Origin of the sequence: Synechococcus sp. 63AY4M2, from assembly GCF_002760475.1 — a bacterium.
In the GTDB taxonomy this organism is placed as follows: Bacteria; Cyanobacteriota; Cyanobacteriia; order Thermostichales; family Thermostichaceae; genus Thermostichus.
This window is the reverse complement of sequence record NZ_AXUX01000001.1, coordinates 2,323,873-2,338,980: the sequence shown is the minus strand read 5'-3', so window position 1 is coordinate 2,338,980 and position 15,108 is coordinate 2,323,873. Positions and strand designations below refer to the sequence as shown.

Genomic DNA, 15,108 nt, shown 5'->3' with positions numbered 1-15,108 from the left:
CTGGTGAACAACCTGAAAACAGTCTCCAGCCGGTTGATTCGCAAAGAGTTCGCCACAGAGGTGGCACGGTTCTACAGCAAGCCTGTATTTTGGACAGGGACCTATTTTGTTGCCTCTTGTGGTGGGGTCACCGTTGAGGAGTTGAAGAAGTATGTCGAGCAGCAGGCAACGCCCAGATTGTGAGACTCAGGGGCATTGAACCCCTTCGTCTCACCGCCTATCCCCCATCCCGCCAAGCTGCGCTGTGGCGGGAGTACCCCGGAGGTTCTGATGGCTGGTGGATGTGGGCTATGGAGATGCCTTTCGGGAGCCGTTGCGGCTGGGGGATCCCGGCATCCAAGCCCAGGCGGAAGGGCGCTACCGCCTCATCCCCTGGCCCGCAGCTCCCGCACGCTACTGGCGGGTTCAACAGGAACGACCGGATCGCACCTGGAAAACCCTCTTCCTGCTGGATCGGATCCCGCGTCAACTGCAGGAGTTCGAGCCCATGTGCCGCTTCCACCAAACGTCGCCGGCATCCAGGTTGACCCGCCTGCGCCTGTGCAGCCTGGCCACCCCCAGCGGACGGATCACCCTCACCGCCTCCGCCAATGGCTCCGTTTTTAAATGGATCGAAACTACCCCAGAAGGCCGCCGGGAACGCCTGCTCAAGGACGAGAAAGAATACGAACACCTGCTCGCTTGCGCCTTCGGGATCCGCCTTCCCACAACCTCTTCTGCCCCTGAGAGAAAGATGGCAAGACCTACAGCCGCTCCGACAGAAGCCCGCCAGCTCTCTTCCAAACCCGATCCAAAACCCTATCCAGCAGTGCCAGAATAAGATGTCAAAATAAAGAACACTGTCTCGTTGTCCGACAAAGATTATGGATGCTGCGGCGGTTTCCACATTTGATGGCCAAGCCCTGGATCACGTGCTCATTTTCGACACCACCCTGCGCGACGGGGAGCAGTGCCCCGGCGCCACCCTCAACACCGAAGAAAAGCTGGCCATCGCCCGGCAACTGGCCCGGCTGGGGGTCGATATCATTGAAGCTGGGTTTGCCTATGCCAGCCCCGGGGACTTCGAGGCGGTGCAGAAGGTGGCCGAACAGGTGGGCACCCCCGATGGCCCTGTGATTTGCAGCCTGGCCCGCGCCCTCAAGGCCGACATCGAAGCGGCAGCCGAAGCCCTCAAGCCCGCCGCCAAGCCCCGCATCCACACCTTTATCTCCACCTCCGACATTCACCTCAAGTACCAGTTGCGCAAGACCCGCGCCGAAGTGCTGCAAATTGCCGAGGAGATGGTGGCCTACGCCAAGTCCTTCGTGGACGATGTGGAGTTCTCCATGATGGACGCCACCCGTTCCGATCCGGAGTTTCTCTACCAGGTGATCGAGGCAGCCATTCGGGCGGGAGCCAAAACCATCAACATCCCCGACACCGTCGGCTACAGCATGCCGGAAGAATTCGGCCAACTGATCAAGGGCATCCGCGAGAATGTGCCCAACATCAAGCAGGCCATCATCTCCGTCCACGGCCACGACGACCTGGGGGTCTCGGTGGCCAACTTTCTGGAGGCCATCAAGCAGGGGGCGCGGCAAGTGGAAGTGACCATCAACGGCATCGGCGAGCGGGCCGGCAACGCGGCGCTGGAAGAGTTGGTGATGGCCCTGCATGTGCGCCGCAGCTACTTCAACCCCTACTTTGGCCTGCCGGTCGACTCGGAAAAACCCCTCACCCACATCAAAACCCAGGAGATCTACCGCACCTCCCGCCTAGTCTCCAACCTCACCGGCATGTTGGTTCAGCCCAACAAGGCCATTGTTGGTGCCAACGCCTTTGCCCACGAATCGGGCATCCACCAGGACGGCATGCTCAAGAACCGCCAGACCTACGAGATTATGGACGCTCAGACCATCGGCCTGCAATCGAGCACGCTGGTGCTGGGCAAACACTCGGGCCGCAACGCCTTCCGTACCCGCCTCCGGGAGTTGGGCTTCGAGCTCTCAGAGCAGGATCTGAACAAAGCCTTCCTGCGCTTCAAAGAGCTGGCAGACAAGAAGAAGGAGATCACCGACCTGGATCTGGAGGCAATCGTCAACGATGAGACCCGCCCCGTGCCCGATCTCTACCGTCTGGAGCACGTGCAAGTGGTGTGCGGCAACCACGAGACCCCCACGGCCACGGTGCGCCTGATCACCCCTGAGGGCGAAGAGCGGGTGGACGCCGCCGTGGGCACAGGCCCGGTGGACGCGGTGTACAAAGCCATCAACCGCATCGTCAACATCCCCAACAAGTTGATCGAGTTTTCCGTCCAGTCGGTTACCGCCGGCATCGACGCCATGGGGGAAGTCACCATCCGCCTGCGCCACGAGGATCGCGTCTTCTCTGGCCACGCCGCGAATACGGACATCATCGTCGCCTCGGCCCAAGCCTACATGAACGCCCTCAATAAGCTTTACGCCGCTCTGCACGCAGCCCGCTCGACGGCTGAGCAACGGCAGGCCGCCACCCAGAAGATCTGATGGGCTACCGACAGGAGCGCCCCTCTAGGACCCGGCCGCAGGGATCCCTTCCGCAAACACCCGCCTGATTACTTCCTCAATCGGCGGGTCTGTTACCGTCAAGTCCAGCACCTCCAGATCTGCCAGGAGCTGGGCAACCGTTTGGGTGAGGTGTTCCCGCCGCACCCACAGCCGCACCTCACAGCCGCTGCCGGGATCCCCCTCGCTGCGCAGCTCTCCATAGACTTGCAATTGGGCGAGGGGGCAGGGGCGGGCCAATTCCAGCTTCACCTCGCGATAGGGGGCAAAGCGCTGCCGCAGCTCCTCGAGGCCGCCATCGTAAATGAGTTGCCCGGCGCTGATCACCAGCACCCGTTCACAGAGCGCCGTAATGTCGGCCATGTAGTGGCTGGTCAACAAGACTGTCGCCCCGTAGCGGCGGTTGTAATCCCGCAGAAATTGCCGCACGGCGGCCTGAGCGTTGACATCCAACCCCAAGGTCGGCTCATCCAAGAACAAGATCTGCGGCCGGTGGATCAGGGCCGCCAGCAGTTCCGCCTTCATCCGCTCCCCCAGAGAAAGCTTGCGCACCGGCTGCTTCAGCTTGCCCTGCAGGTCGAGGAGCTCCGCCAACTCCCCCACCCGCTCCCGAAACTCCTTTTCCGGGATCTCATAAACGGCGGCGTTAATCCGCAGGGAGTCCATTGCTGGCAGATCCCAGATAAGCTGTTGCTTCTGCCCCATCACCAGGGTAATCTGCTGCAGAAAAGCCCGCTCCCGCCGGTAGGGCACATGGCCGACCACCTGCAGCGTGCCCCCGGAAGGATAGATGAGACCCGCCAGCATTTTGAGGGTAGTGGTCTTGCCTGCCCCGTTCGGCCCCAAAAAACCCACCACCTCCCCCGGCTGAATCTGGAAGCTCATCGATTGCACCGCTGGGATGTAGTGATAGGTACGGCGAAAAAAGTGGCGCAATGTACCGATCACTCCCGCTTCCTTAATGGCTACCGGGTAAACCTTGCTCAGGTCGCGGGCAACGATGATCGGCTCAGGTCGGATTGGCACGTCAGACAACATAGCTCCTCACCCCCCCTAAAAAATCAGATCCGCTAGCCCAACTTCAAGGGCAAGCCTCCTGAGGCTGGGCATGTCGGATCTGGCTGGGGGTATTCTCAGGATCGGAGGAGAAACAGCGAACAGGCAGGGGAACTACAGCAGTCCTACGTCTATCCCAGGCTTGCCGGCGACCAGCTCCACCTTCAGGATGCGGCCACCCGACTTTTGGATACGCTGCTGCTCCCGAAACCAGTTGTCGTAGGGCACCAGCTTCGTGAAGTAGGTATTTTGCAGCTCCCGCTGGGTGCGAATGCGGGTTTGGCTGGGCACACAGGCCGTGATCTTAAACATGCGCATGATAAAGGATCCCTGCTGACAGCAAAATGAACTGGCTTGACCAACAAAACAGGCGACTCACCTCAGAAAGCTCGCGTACCCCAGTTAGCACACCAGATCCCTGCGGCAAATCGCCTGTCATGCTCGCTAGACAATGAACCTTAGCTCAGGCCGGAGCAGATGTAGTCGAAGTACACACCCATTTCCTTGCCAGCTTCAGGCCCCACCAGGGCGGCGGTCACTTCTTTCATGGCTTGGATGGCCTGAATGGTGGCTCCAATCGGCACCCCCAGCGAATTGTAGGTCTCCTTGAGCCCGTTCAACACCCGCTCGTCGAGGATGGAGGGATCCCCGGCCAGCATGGCGTAGGTGGCGTAGCGCAGGTAGTAGTCCATGTCGCGGATGCAAGCAGCATAGCGACGGGTGGTGTACATGTTGCCACCGGGACGGGTGAGATCGGAGTAGAGCAACGCCTTGGCCGCCGCATCTTTGACAATGGTGGAGGCGTTGGCCGCGATGGTAGCAGCTGCCCGCACCCGCAGCTCGCCCGTGGCGAAGAAAGCCTTTAACTTCTCCATGGCCGAGCTGTCGAGATACTTGCCCTGGACGTCGTAGCTATTGATCACAGCGGTAATTGCGTCTTGCATGATGAGCTTCCTAAATCTCTAATGAACGTTAAACAGTTGCGCGGTCAGAACAATGAGGGATTAACTCATTGCCCCCACCACAAAGTCAAAGTAGTAGCCGGCCTCAGCCGCGTCCTCAGGAGACAACAGACCCATGGCCACCTGCTTCATTTGGCGGATGCTCTCGGCCACCGCCGGAATAGGCGTGCCCAAAGAGTTGTACATCTCCCGCACCCCCACCAAGCCGATCTCCTCGATCGGGGTGACATCGCCAGCAACGATCCCATAGGTGATGAGGCGCAGGTAGTAGTCCATATCCCGCAGGCAAGTTGCCGTCATCTCCTCTCCGTAAGCATTGCCACCTGGGGAGACGATGTCAGGACGCTTCTGGAAGAGTTGATCGGCAGCTTGCTTGACGATGCGCTCACGAGACTCGGTCAAGACTTGAGCGATGCGCAGCCGCTTCTCGCCGGAGGTAACAAAGGACTTGATCCGATCCAGCTCCCCCGGGCTGAGGTAGCGGGCCTCTGCATCCGCATTCACAATCGATTTCGTGACAACACTCATGGACATCCATCCTCAAGTCAATTTTTTAAAGAGTATGGCGAGCATACCCGCAAGCTATTTTCCGACATGCTTGCCGTCTGCCATCTCAGATCTTCACACTTCTTAAAATGTCTCCCAGGAAAGGAGCACTCCCTTCCCGCCAAGGGGGAGGTTGGTTAAGCGTAAAACAGCCCCCCATGGTCTGGCCGGAGTAGCCCCAGGCAGCCGCAGATTGACCAACCCCTGCTCAGCTTTTCGGAGTGGTCAACAGCTTGAGGATGGGCAGTGTGGCAAGGGATGGCGGTCGGCGCTGGGGAGTTAAGTTTTGCTTTTCAGGTGTCGCTAGGGCAGATAGGGCTGAAAGTCCTGAGTGACCGTCAGGGTCAAGTTGGCGTTGGGATCGATCACCGCCACCTCTGGCGCCGTCACATTGCCGATTACAGCCCCCGCTGCCGCTCCGCCCAGCACCTTCTCCGTCGAGATCACCCGGTCGCCAAACAGGCCGCCCAAGATCGCCCCTGCCGCCGCCCCGATCAGGGCATCCTGCACAACTGCCTCTGCAGAAGTGTGGCGGGGATCCTTGCGCAGCGGGATCACCTGGCTTTGGGCGTAGAGAGGATAGGATTGGCCGTTGAAAATCAAAGCTCGCGAGACAAACTGGGTGCCGCCGCTCACCGGTTGGAATTGGCCTTCTAGGATGGCTCCCGCCGGGACGACCGTGTTGCCGTAGATGTCCCGCAGAGGGGTATCCAGGCTGAGGCTGACGGCGCGGGTTTCCCCAGGGGCAATCAAGAGGGCATCTGGGGAGCGATGAACTGCCTGGATCAGATCCCCGGAGCGCAGCAGCAGGGTGGTTTGCAGTTGAAAGGGCTGGCCAGGTTGCAGGGGTTGAGGGCCAGGGGGGAGGGGACGAGGATTCACAGGGCGCCATCCCTCGCCGGGGGGCGGTGGTGGCAAGGGCCCCATTTGCGCCAAAACCGGGCTGGCCGCCGGTAGCCAGAGAAACCCACCGAGCAGAGGAGCCAACAGACGACGGGCTGGGTTGGTCATGGTCTTACCCCCGATCTACCACTTCTACGTTAGCTGTAAGCTGGCCAAAGCTGGGAACAAAAGCCTCGTCTGGCCTTTATCCCCATCAAAGCCAGTTGGATGTAGGACGGGCTACTCTAGGCGAGCAGATTCCGCTACTCTTCAACCCAGGTAGAAGTACGGAAAAGCGCCATCGCCGCCCGTCTTGGGCTCCCTAGTGTCCATGCTAGATTAGCTCGTGGGGGTTCGGGGGGTAGATACCCCCGCGCCAGTCGCAGGCTGGTAATGATAAAACAGAGCTGGTTGTATAAAACGGCGTTGCCGGAATCTAATACAACTACGCGGTAGGGCATTCCGTGTCTGCATGCCTAAGGCACGGCACAGCCGAACGCAGAGGGTTCTTGCAATGGCTCCCCGACGAAGCGAGAAGTTCGTCCTCTAGCCAAGTTGTGTTTACTCAACAAGGTTGAGTGGCGGGAGTCTGTCATGCCCTAGGTTTCGCCCCTCGTGTGAGGGCCAAGGTATTCTTCCGATTCCAACCCCTATTCTTCTGTAGCTATGCAGCGCAGCACATCCATGCCGGGCCAGCCTTCTCCCCGTTCAGAAGCTTCTGCTCAACCTGCCCGTTCGCCTCAGCAGGACGGAGTTCGTTCTCTTTTTAAGCCTTTTGCCGTTCTCAAGTCTCTTCTCTCGCCGGTGCTGCTGGTGCTCTTGGGCATTGGGCTGGGAGCGGCTCTGGTGGGAGGCAAGGGGGTATCTGCCCAAACGACGGCAACCCCGCCCCAACTGAACCTGAATTTTATTGCCGAGGTGGCGCAAAGGGTGGGGCCGGCGGTGGTGCGCATCGATTCCGAGCGGACGGTGAGCGTCCCGGGCGCCTTCCCAGAGGAGTTTTTCAGCGATCCCTTTTTCCGGGACTTCTTTGGCCAGGTGATCCCCCCCATTCCGCGGCAGCGACGACAGCAGGGCACCGGCTCCGGCTTCATCATCAGCCCGGATGGCCAGATCATCACCAATGCCCACGTGGTCGAGGGATCCGACAAGGTGACGGTGACGCTCAAGGATACCCGCAGCTTTGACGGCAAGGTAATCGGCACCGATCCGGTGACGGATATCGCCGTGGTGAAGATCGAGGCCCAGAACCTGCCGACGGTGAAGCTGGGTCGCTCCGAGCTCCTCGAGCCGGGCCAGTGGGCCATCGCCATCGGCAACCCGCTGGGGCTGGACAACACCGTAACCGCCGGGATCATCAGCGCTTTGGGCCGCTCCAGCGGCGAGATCCGCGTGCCCGACAAGCGGGTGTCCTTTATCCAGACGGATGCGGCCATCAACCCCGGCAACTCCGGCGGCCCCCTGCTCAACGCCCAAGGGGAGGTGATCGGGGTCAACACGGCCATCATCCAAGGGGCGCAGGGGCTGGGCTTTGCCATTCCCATCGAGACGGCCCAGCGGGTGGCCAACCAGTTGATCGCCCGCGGCAAGGTGGATCACCCCTACCTGGGCATTCGTATGCTCACCCTCACCCCCGACCTGAAGGAGCGCCTCAACCAGGATCCCAACAGCCGCATCTTCGTGACGGTGGATCAGGGGGTGCTCATCGGCGAGGTGATCCAGGGATCCCCGGCAGAGCGGGCGGGCCTGCGCGCCGGAGACATCATTCTCGCCATCAATGGTCGCGCCGTCACCACCGCCGACCAAGTACAACAAGAGGTAGAGCGCACCGAGGTGGGCAGCACCCTGGAGCTGGAGATCGAGCGAGCTGGGCGGCGGCAGAAGATCCGGGCCGTTACCGGCTCCTTCCCGGCCTCCGGCAGAAGCTAAGGGGATATTGCTGGGGGTGAGGGTTGGCAGTTCCAGCTCAGGGAAATTAATGGTTTAATGGTGGCCTAACAGTCGAAACTTCCTGGCCCAGGCCGGAACGCTCTCGGCGGGGCCGCTTGTCTTGAGTTGGGGATCCCTTCTCACCTTGCCTATGCTGAAAACCACCCGTCGCCTGGCTCTGCTGGCCCTGTCGGGGCTGGCAGCCCTTGTTCTCGCCCCTCAAGCGGGCTTTGGCAAGCCGATTGTCGTTGGCTCTAAGGACTTCACCGAGCAGTTTATCTTGGGGGAAATGTACGCCTTGGCCCTGGAGGCGGCGGGGTTGGCGGTGGAGCGCAAGCTCAACTTGGGGGGAACGCCGGTGGCCCATGCCGGCCTGTTGAGCGGCGAGATCGATCTCTACCCGGAGTACACCGGCACCGGTCTGCTGACGGTGCTCAAGCTGCCCACCAGCAGCGACCCGGCCCAGGTATACGCGACGGTGGCCCGCGAGTACGAGCGTCAGTTCCAACTGATTTGGCTGGATCCGGCCCCCATGAACAACACCCAGGCCCTGGCCATGACCCGCGCCAGAGCGGCAGAGTTGGGCATCGCTACCATCTCAGACATGGTGGCCAGAGCGAGCGAGCTGGTGATGATCGGGCCGCCGGAGTTCCAGGCCCGCGAAGATGGCCTGCCGGGGCTGCAAGCAGTCTACGGCAACTTTCGCCTCAAGGCCTACAAGGCGGTGGATCCCGGCCTGCGCTACCAGGGCTTGGTCAATGGGGAGGCGGATGTGGCGGTGGCCTTTGGCACCGATGGGGAAATTGCCGCCTTTGACCTGGTGGTGCTCAAGGACGACAAGCAGCTTTTCCCCCCTTACCAGGTGGCGCCGGTAGTGCGCAAAGATACCCTGGAAGCCAACCCCGGCATCGCCACCGCTTTGAACGCCCTTTCTCCCCTGTTGACGGACGAGGTGATGCAGCGGCTGAACTACGAGGTAAGCGGCAAGCGCAGGGAGCCGGCAGAGGTGGCGAGAGCCTTCTTGGTGGAGGCCGGCATCTTGAAAGAGTAGCCCGTTGCACGAGGCCCTGGCGTGAGCACTCTTGAGTTCGAGCGGGTATCGCTGCGCTTTCCCCACAATTCCCGTCCGGCCGTGGAGGAGTGCAGTTTTTCCGTGGCCTCGGGCCAGTTGGTGGTCATCCTCGGCCCTTCCGGCTGCGGCAAAACCACCCTTCTAAAAATGGTGAACCGGCTGCTGGAGCCCACCCAAGGACAGATTCGCCTGGATGGGCAGGATATCCGCCGCTTTCCGGTGACGGCGCTGCGCCAGCGCATCGGGTATGTCATCCAGCAGGTGGGGCTGTTTCCCCACATGACGGTGGCCCAGAATGTGGCGGTGGTGCCGCGACTTTTGGGCTGGCCAAGGGAGCGCATCCGCGAGCGGGTGGACGAGCTGCTCAGCTTGGTCAACCTGCCCCCCCAAGAATACCGACGTCGCTACCCGGCTCAACTCTCGGGCGGCCAACAGCAGCGGGTGGGGCTGGCGCGGGCGCTGGCCGGGGATCCGGATCTGCTGCTGATGGACGAGCCCTTTGGTGCCCTCGACGCCATCACTCGTGGCAAGCTGCAAGACGAGATCCTACACCTGCAACGGCAACTAAAAAAGACTATCCTCTTCGTCTCCCACGACGTGGAAGAGGCGCTGCGCCTGGCAGATCGCATCCTGGTGATGCAGCAGGGGCGGGTGGTACAGTTCGACACTCCCTTGCGGCTGCTCACCCAGCCGGCCACCCCCTTTGTCCGAGAGCTGCTGGGGGCAGACGACATGGTGCGTCAGTTGAGCGTGCTGCGGGTGGAAACGGCGATGGAGCGGATCCCGCACAACCACCAGATCCAGGAGGGGGCGGTGGTGAAACCCCAGGAAACCCTGCGGCGGGCCTTGTCGCTGCTGTTGCGCACGGGGGCAGCAGCTCTCACAGTGTGGGAAGACGGGCGGGCCATTGGCATCGTTACCCTGGATCACATCCGCCATCTGGCCATGCTGGAGGGGGGATCCGCATGAGCTATCTTCTCAGCAACCCCGGCCTGGTGTGGCAGCTTACCCAAGAGCACCTGGCGATGGTGGCAACAGCCTTGGGGATTGCCCTGGTGCTGGCGCTGCCGTTGGCTTTGCTGGTGCACCAGGTGCGCTGGCTGGCCCTGCCGGTGATGGGGATCCTCAGCATCCTGTACACAGTGCCCAGCCTGGCCCTAATCATCTTGTTGGTTCCCTACTTTGGCCTCAATGCCCGCTCGGTGGTGGTGGCGATGGTGCTCTACACGCAGGTGATCTTGGTGCGCCATTTTTACGTGGGCCTGCGCTCGGTGGAGCCTGCCATTCTGGAGGCGGCCAAGGGCTTGGGGATGAACTTCTGGCAGCGGTGGTGGCAGGTGCAGGTGCCCCTCATGCTGCCGGTTGCCCTGGCCGGCTTGCGGCTGGCGGCAATTGTGGCCATTGCCATCGCCACGGTGGGGGCTAAGTTTGGGGCGGGAGGGCTGGGCACCCTGCTTTTTGAGGGCATTGCCCAGGCCGGTCGCTACGACAAGATCTGGGCCGGATCTTTGGCCGTGGGATCCTTGGCCTTGCTGGTGAACACGGCCCTGTGGGGGCTGGAGTGGGCGGCCCGCCGCGGCTAAAGAGAGCCAGAGCCTTTTTCAAGTCGCTGGAGACAGCCCCCCTCGCAAGACGGAACAACGGTCTGCCCCTGCCATTTTACGAAGAGCTATAGCATGGACGAGAAGCCAAGTACTTCTCCAGGCGAGACGATTCCAGCCTCCTGCTATTCGGTGCCGCTTGGAAAGACCGTAGCTTTATAGAGTGGGCCTGACGCAACATGGGTGAGCAACCTCCGCTAAGGGATTGGCCTTCTCGCAGCGATGGGGAACTGATGGAGGCTATCCGAGAGAGGCAAGGGGCAGCGCTGGGGGTGCTTTACGACCGCTATGCCGGCTTGGTCTATGGGCTGGCCCTCCAGATCCTGGGCCATGTGGCCGAGGCGGAAGATCTGACTCAGGCGGTGTTTGTCGAACTGTGGCGCAAAGCCAGCTATGATCCGCAGCGGGGATCGGTGAGCAGTTTTCTCTGTCTGTTGACCCGTTCGCGTGCCATCGACCGTCTGCGTTCCCAAGACAGCTCTCAACGTCTTTTGAAGCACTGGCAATCTCTGCTCGCCGCCGAGAACAGGGCGCCGGCCCCCTTTGAGCAGCTCTCCCTCGAGGAGCGACGGCAAGCCGTACAAGAGGCCCTCGGCCAACTGCCGGAAAGCCAACGGCAGGTTCTAGAGTTGATCTACTACCAGGGGCTGAGCCAGGCGGACGTTGCCCGACACCTGGGGATCCCGCCGGCAACCGTTAAAGCCCGCGCTCGCCAAGCCCTCTGCAAGTTGCGGGGATCCCTGCGCGCGCTCCTTGAGGTTTGGAGTTAGGTTCTGTTGTCGGCCTGGCCATGTTTGCATCCCATTTGCCCCTTGCATCGGAAGAACAGGAAGAACTGGCCGGCTATCTGCTGGGGGATTTATCTCCTGAGCAGGCAAGCGCCCTAGAGGCACGCCTAACCCAAGACCCACGGTTGCTGGCGGAATTGCAGGCTTTGCAAGAAACCCTGCACCTGTTGCCCTACGGCTTGCCGGGGGTGATCCCGCCGGCCAGCTTGCGGGGCAAGGTGATGGCAGAGGCGGGCATTGAGCAGGTGCCGACACCTCTTCAGCCGGCCCTGTCCTCTCTGGGGTTCGGTCGCCTCACCGCTGAGTGGCGCTGGCTGGGGGGGTTGGCGGCAGTGGTTTTGGCCCTGCTGGTTTTCGACAACTGGCGACTGCGGCAGGCGCTCCAACTGGCCCGCCTAGAATCGGTGCAGGCGCTGGCCCATTTGCTGCAACAGCCGGGATCCCGCCTGGTCAATTTGCAGGGAGAGGCGGCAGCGGCTAACCTCCTCTATCGCCCAGGAGAGTGGCAGGAGGTGGTCTTGGCGGCGAGGGATCTGCCCCAACCGGCCCCTGGGGAGCGTTACCATCTCTGGCTCAAGCTGGAGGACGGCGAGACCCTCCACTGCGGCAACTTTCAAGTGGATGCCCAGGGATCCGCGCTTGTCGCCTTACGTCCGCCGCGCCCGCTGCCAGAGGACGCTCGCCCCCAAGAGGTGCTGGTTACGGCCCAAGCCGCTGCCGTCCCTCGCAAACCCCAGGGCAAGGTTCTTCTCAAAGCCAGGGTGTTCTAGGAGAAGTGAGGGGAAAGCTAGCGCTGCGGGGATTGGCCTTATCGGTGGGGTTGGCCCTGGCCCTGCTGGCTTTGTGGTGGATGGATCCCACCCCAACCACCCTGAGCCAATACACCACTTCCTTACAGGAGCGCACTCTCCCACAGCTCCACAACATCCGCCAAGCAGTCCAAAGCCTGGATGGGGTTTACATTCAGCCGGGGGCGGTTTTTTCTTTCAACCAGGTGGTGGGGCCGCGCACCCTGGAGCGGGGCTATCTGCCTGCGCCGGTATTCATGGTGGCCGAAACCCTGGATTCGGTTGGCGGCGGGATCTGTCAAGTCTCCTCCAGCCTTTACAATGCGGCTCTGCTGGCGGGGCTGGAAGTGGTGGAAAGGCACCCCCATTACCGGCAGGTGGAGTCGGTGCCGCCAGGGCTAGATGCCACGGTTTGGTACGGCTTGGCCGATCTCAGGTTGCGCAATCCTTTCCCTTGGCCAGTACGCCTGCGCTTTCAGATCCGCGGCCAAACTCTAATCGTGTCGGTGCTGGGACGGGGATCCCACCCTGCTCCAGCCATTCCACCCATCCGCGTAGAGCAGCGGCGACTGGATCCCCAGCATTTGCAGGTAAGCGTCTATCGCGGTAACGAGCGCCTCTCCCAAGATCGCTACGTTGCTCCCTAGCTGCCAAAACCGTCTTGGCGAAGTCCGCTGCACCTTCTGGGGAACCGCATCCTAAGCTGCCTCTTTAAGGAGCAAGGGGACAAGCCGTTTGGATCATCTTCCAATCACCAGCACCCCCATCATGCCACCGGCTAGGGGATAAAACTTGGCAACAGAAAACCCTACCTGCAAGGCCATTTGCTGCTGCTCTTGGCCAGATGGGAAACCATCCAAACTGGGATCGATGTAGGCATATTCAGATGCCAATCCCAGAGCTTGCGCCCGGGCGACGACCTGGGTGTTCAGGTACCAGCGCTGGAAGTCCGCAAGGAAAGGGATCCCTGTGGGGCGATGAAAGTCCAAGAGAGCGGCGCGACAGCCGGGCTTGAGCACCCGGTAAATCTCCCGCAACGCTTGAGGGATATCGGTTACGTTGCGCAGACCGTAGCCCATTGTAACGGCATCAAAGCTGGCGTTGGGAAAAGGCAAGGCCAAAGCATCTCCCAATACCCACTCTAGGGAGTAGCCGGGGAAAAGACGGGAGCGCCGCCGAGCAATCTCCAGCATGGCCGGGGAGAAATCCAGGCCGACCACCTGTCCGCTTCGTCCCACCCGCCGGGCCAGTTGCAGCGCCAGGTCGCCGGTGCCGCAGCAGAGATCCAACACCTGCCCGCCAGGGCCGGCGCCCGACCAGCGCACAGCCATGCGCTTCCAAACCTGATGCAGGCCCAGGCTCAGGGTTTGGTTGAGGGCATCGTAGTGGGGGGCGATGCGGTCGAATAGCTCCCGAATCTGCTCAGGGCGCTCAAAGGTTGGGCTGGGCACCGCTTCTCAACTCCGCTTTGCATCAGTCGTGGCCGCAGTCACCAGACGGGACTACTGCGGCACCGGGATCCCGCTCACCCCGACTCGGTGGCGGCGGCTGGGATAATCGGCCAGGCTCAAGGACAAAGACCGGGATCCGGCCAAGCTGGAGGCGGGGATGCGAACAGTTCCCTGGAAGACTTGGCTGTTGGGAGGCAGCTCCCCAGGCAGGCCTTGGGTGAGGGCGTTGATCGACCGTCCGGTGTCGTCGGTAACGTTCAGGAAGCTGTAGAGAAAACGCACCGTCTCCGCCGAATTGTTCTGCATCGCCACGTTCAAAACCACCTGCCCTCCCTCGCGGCGAACCGAGAGCACCTGCATGGCAACCTGCCCGCCGGCAGCCACTTGCCGAGGTGGAGGAGGTGGTGTAAACACCGGTGGCGGCGAGGGGCGCGGCGGTTGGGGAGAGGGAGAAGCAGGCCGCGGGGTGGGGGATGGGGCTGCCGCCAACTCAGGAGACAAGCGGGGGGTGGGCGTCGGGGTAGGTCTAGCCACGGGAACGGATGTAGGAGTGGAGAGAGGGGCGGGGGTGGGGGGTGGGCGCAGGCTCGCTTCCGCTGCTGCAATCACCGCGGCCTCGTTCAAGAGGGGCACGGTGCGGGGATCGCGAACGCCACGGGAGGAGGAAGCATTGCCGGCTGTGGTGACGGGAGAGGAGACCCCCGACAGGGCGCGCTGGCCGAAGAGGTAGCCCAAACAGGCGCTCAACACGGCTGTGAAGAAAAACGCACCCAGCCAAAACAGCGCTCCCAAGAATGGGGAGGTGAACTCTTGCGCTGGCCTGACCGATCTTCGCAAAGGATGCTCACTCCTGCTACCGGCTTGCTCTACCTATGATACGAAAGCGACGAGGAGCTAGGGATTCTCCGCTGGCCCAGAATCTTTGCGCTCTTGCTGCTGGGCGCAGAGAGCAGCGCTATCTAGGTTGGGCAGCCGTTCCCCCAACCACCAGCCTGGATCCTCCCAGCTCAGGGATCGCAGCCACTTGGCGGCGCGATCCGCCAAGACCAGCCCCAACAAAACAGGAGCGGTGGTGATCCCCAGCGCTAGGCTTAGCCAAAGGGGCGGAGAGGACTGGGAGGTGGTTGGAGAAGCCTTTTGGTTGGGGAAAGAGGCCGACTTGGGATCCGTCATGTCTGCTTTTTGAAGGTGAATTCTCTATCTCAACCTAGCCTTAATTGAGCCTTATCGTGGTTCCAAACTCGTGACATCCTCTCCCGCTAAGCCCTGACGGGCTGTAGACGGGAGCTTCCGAGAATCACTTCCCGGAGTTGCTGCTTCAACGGACTGGTAAACCAGGATCCTCCACAGCCAGAGAGCGGCAGTCCCACCGCCCCCCTACATCCCCCCGTATACGGGGGGACCTGAGTCCACGCTTCAAAATCTCGATAGCAGCGTTCAAGTCTCTGTCCCACGACCCGCAACGAGGGCAATCATGCACCCGTTCCGACAAGGTCTTGGGAACACGCTCC

The 15,108-nt window shown here is 61.6% G+C and carries 18 protein-coding genes; 10 read left to right on the top strand and 8 right to left on the bottom strand.

Features of this window, described 5'->3' with window-relative positions:
- The 3 genes from SYN63AY4M2_RS10430 to SYN63AY4M2_RS10420 all read left to right on the top strand — a co-directional run.
- The coding region (locus SYN63AY4M2_RS10430; protein ID WP_206337013.1) for a transposase at positions 1-183 on the top strand (183 nt) is incomplete at its 5' end.
- 94 nt (positions 184-277) lie between these two features.
- On the top strand, positions 278-820 hold the full coding sequence (locus SYN63AY4M2_RS10425; RefSeq protein ID WP_011431033.1) for an arylamine N-acetyltransferase: 543 nt from the start codon (positions 278-280) through the stop codon (positions 818-820).
- Positions 821-863: 43 nt separating this feature from the next.
- Positions 864-2,504, top strand: coding sequence for a 2-isopropylmalate synthase (locus tag SYN63AY4M2_RS10420; RefSeq protein ID WP_011431034.1), 1,641 nt, complete (start codon positions 864-866; stop codon positions 2,502-2,504).
- 24 nt (positions 2,505-2,528) lie between these two features.
- On the opposite strand, the gene SYN63AY4M2_RS10415 is transcribed toward SYN63AY4M2_RS10420, so the two are convergent.
- The 5 genes from SYN63AY4M2_RS10415 to SYN63AY4M2_RS10395 all read right to left on the bottom strand — a co-directional run bounded on the left by SYN63AY4M2_RS10415 (position 2,529) and on the right by SYN63AY4M2_RS10395 (position 6,097).
- Entirely contained in the window at positions 2,529-3,560 is a 1,032-nt protein-coding gene (locus tag SYN63AY4M2_RS10415; RefSeq protein WP_011431035.1) for an ATP-binding cassette domain-containing protein, read from the bottom strand.
- Positions 3,561-3,692: 132 nt separating this feature from the next.
- Positions 3,693-3,896, bottom strand: coding sequence for a phycobilisome linker polypeptide (locus SYN63AY4M2_RS10410; RefSeq protein WP_011431036.1), 204 nt, complete (start codon positions 3,894-3,896; stop codon positions 3,693-3,695).
- 140 nt (positions 3,897-4,036) lie between these two features.
- Positions 4,037-4,522, bottom strand: a complete 486-nt coding sequence (apcB, locus tag SYN63AY4M2_RS10405; protein WP_011431037.1) for an allophycocyanin subunit beta — start codon at positions 4,520-4,522, stop codon at positions 4,037-4,039.
- 60 nt (positions 4,523-4,582) lie between these two features.
- Positions 4,583-5,068: an allophycocyanin subunit alpha gene (gene apcA, locus SYN63AY4M2_RS10400; RefSeq protein WP_011431038.1), complete on the bottom strand. Its 486-nt coding sequence runs from the start codon at positions 5,066-5,068 to the stop codon at positions 4,583-4,585.
- Between the two features lie 321 nt (positions 5,069-5,389).
- The gene (locus SYN63AY4M2_RS10395) at positions 5,390-6,097 is read right to left on the bottom strand and encodes a hypothetical protein (protein ID WP_099834793.1); all 708 of its coding nucleotides are present in this window, start codon (positions 6,095-6,097) and stop codon (positions 5,390-5,392) included.
- Positions 6,098-6,634: 537 nt separating this feature from the next.
- Here SYN63AY4M2_RS10395 and SYN63AY4M2_RS10390 point away from each other — a divergent pair.
- The 7 genes from SYN63AY4M2_RS10390 to SYN63AY4M2_RS10360 all read left to right on the top strand — a co-directional run bounded on the left by SYN63AY4M2_RS10390 (position 6,635) and on the right by SYN63AY4M2_RS10360 (position 12,793).
- A complete protein-coding gene (locus tag SYN63AY4M2_RS10390) occupies positions 6,635-7,897 on the top strand; it encodes an HhoA/HhoB/HtrA family serine endopeptidase (RefSeq protein WP_011431040.1) in 1,263 nt (420 codons plus the stop codon).
- A gap of 151 nt (positions 7,898-8,048) precedes the next feature.
- Positions 8,049-8,948 carry a glycine betaine ABC transporter substrate-binding protein gene (locus SYN63AY4M2_RS10385; RefSeq protein ID WP_011431041.1) on the top strand — a complete coding sequence of 300 codons (900 nt, stop codon included), beginning with the start codon at positions 8,049-8,051 and terminating at the stop codon, positions 8,946-8,948.
- 21 nt (positions 8,949-8,969) lie between these two features.
- On the top strand, positions 8,970-9,938 hold the full coding sequence (locus SYN63AY4M2_RS10380) for an ATP-binding cassette domain-containing protein (RefSeq protein WP_011431042.1): 969 nt from the start codon (positions 8,970-8,972) through the stop codon (positions 9,936-9,938).
- The gene (locus SYN63AY4M2_RS10375) at positions 9,935-10,552 is read left to right on the top strand and encodes an ABC transporter permease (RefSeq protein WP_011431043.1); all 618 of its coding nucleotides are present in this window, start codon (positions 9,935-9,937) and stop codon (positions 10,550-10,552) included. Before SYN63AY4M2_RS10380 ends, SYN63AY4M2_RS10375 begins: the two co-directional genes overlap by 4 nt.
- 197 nt (positions 10,553-10,749) lie before the next feature.
- Entirely contained in the window at positions 10,750-11,340 is a 591-nt protein-coding gene (locus SYN63AY4M2_RS10370) for a sigma-70 family RNA polymerase sigma factor (protein ID WP_011431044.1), read from the top strand.
- A gap of 35 nt (positions 11,341-11,375) precedes the next feature.
- Positions 11,376-12,128, top strand: a complete 753-nt coding sequence (locus SYN63AY4M2_RS10365) for an anti-sigma factor (protein ID WP_168173337.1) — start codon at positions 11,376-11,378, stop codon at positions 12,126-12,128.
- A 5-nt stretch (positions 12,129-12,133) separates the two neighbouring features.
- A complete protein-coding gene (locus SYN63AY4M2_RS10360) occupies positions 12,134-12,793 on the top strand; it encodes a VanW family protein (protein WP_228375280.1) in 660 nt (219 codons plus the stop codon).
- A gap of 93 nt (positions 12,794-12,886) precedes the next feature.
- Here the strand turns inward: SYN63AY4M2_RS10360 and ubiE are convergent, their stop codons facing one another.
- The 3 genes from ubiE to SYN63AY4M2_RS10345 form a co-directional block, all read right to left on the bottom strand.
- The gene (gene ubiE / locus SYN63AY4M2_RS10355) at positions 12,887-13,597 is read right to left on the bottom strand and encodes a bifunctional demethylmenaquinone methyltransferase/2-methoxy-6-polyprenyl-1,4-benzoquinol methylase UbiE (RefSeq protein WP_011431047.1); all 711 of its coding nucleotides are present in this window, start codon (positions 13,595-13,597) and stop codon (positions 12,887-12,889) included.
- A 51-nt stretch (positions 13,598-13,648) separates the two neighbouring features.
- Positions 13,649-14,389, bottom strand: coding sequence for a hypothetical protein (locus SYN63AY4M2_RS14390; protein ID WP_099812898.1), 741 nt, complete (start codon positions 14,387-14,389; stop codon positions 13,649-13,651).
- A 102-nt stretch (positions 14,390-14,491) separates the two neighbouring features.
- Positions 14,492-14,770 carry a hypothetical protein gene (locus tag SYN63AY4M2_RS10345; RefSeq protein ID WP_099812897.1) on the bottom strand — a complete coding sequence of 93 codons (279 nt, stop codon included), beginning with the start codon at positions 14,768-14,770 and terminating at the stop codon, positions 14,492-14,494.
- Between the last annotated feature and the right edge of the window lie 338 nt (positions 14,771-15,108).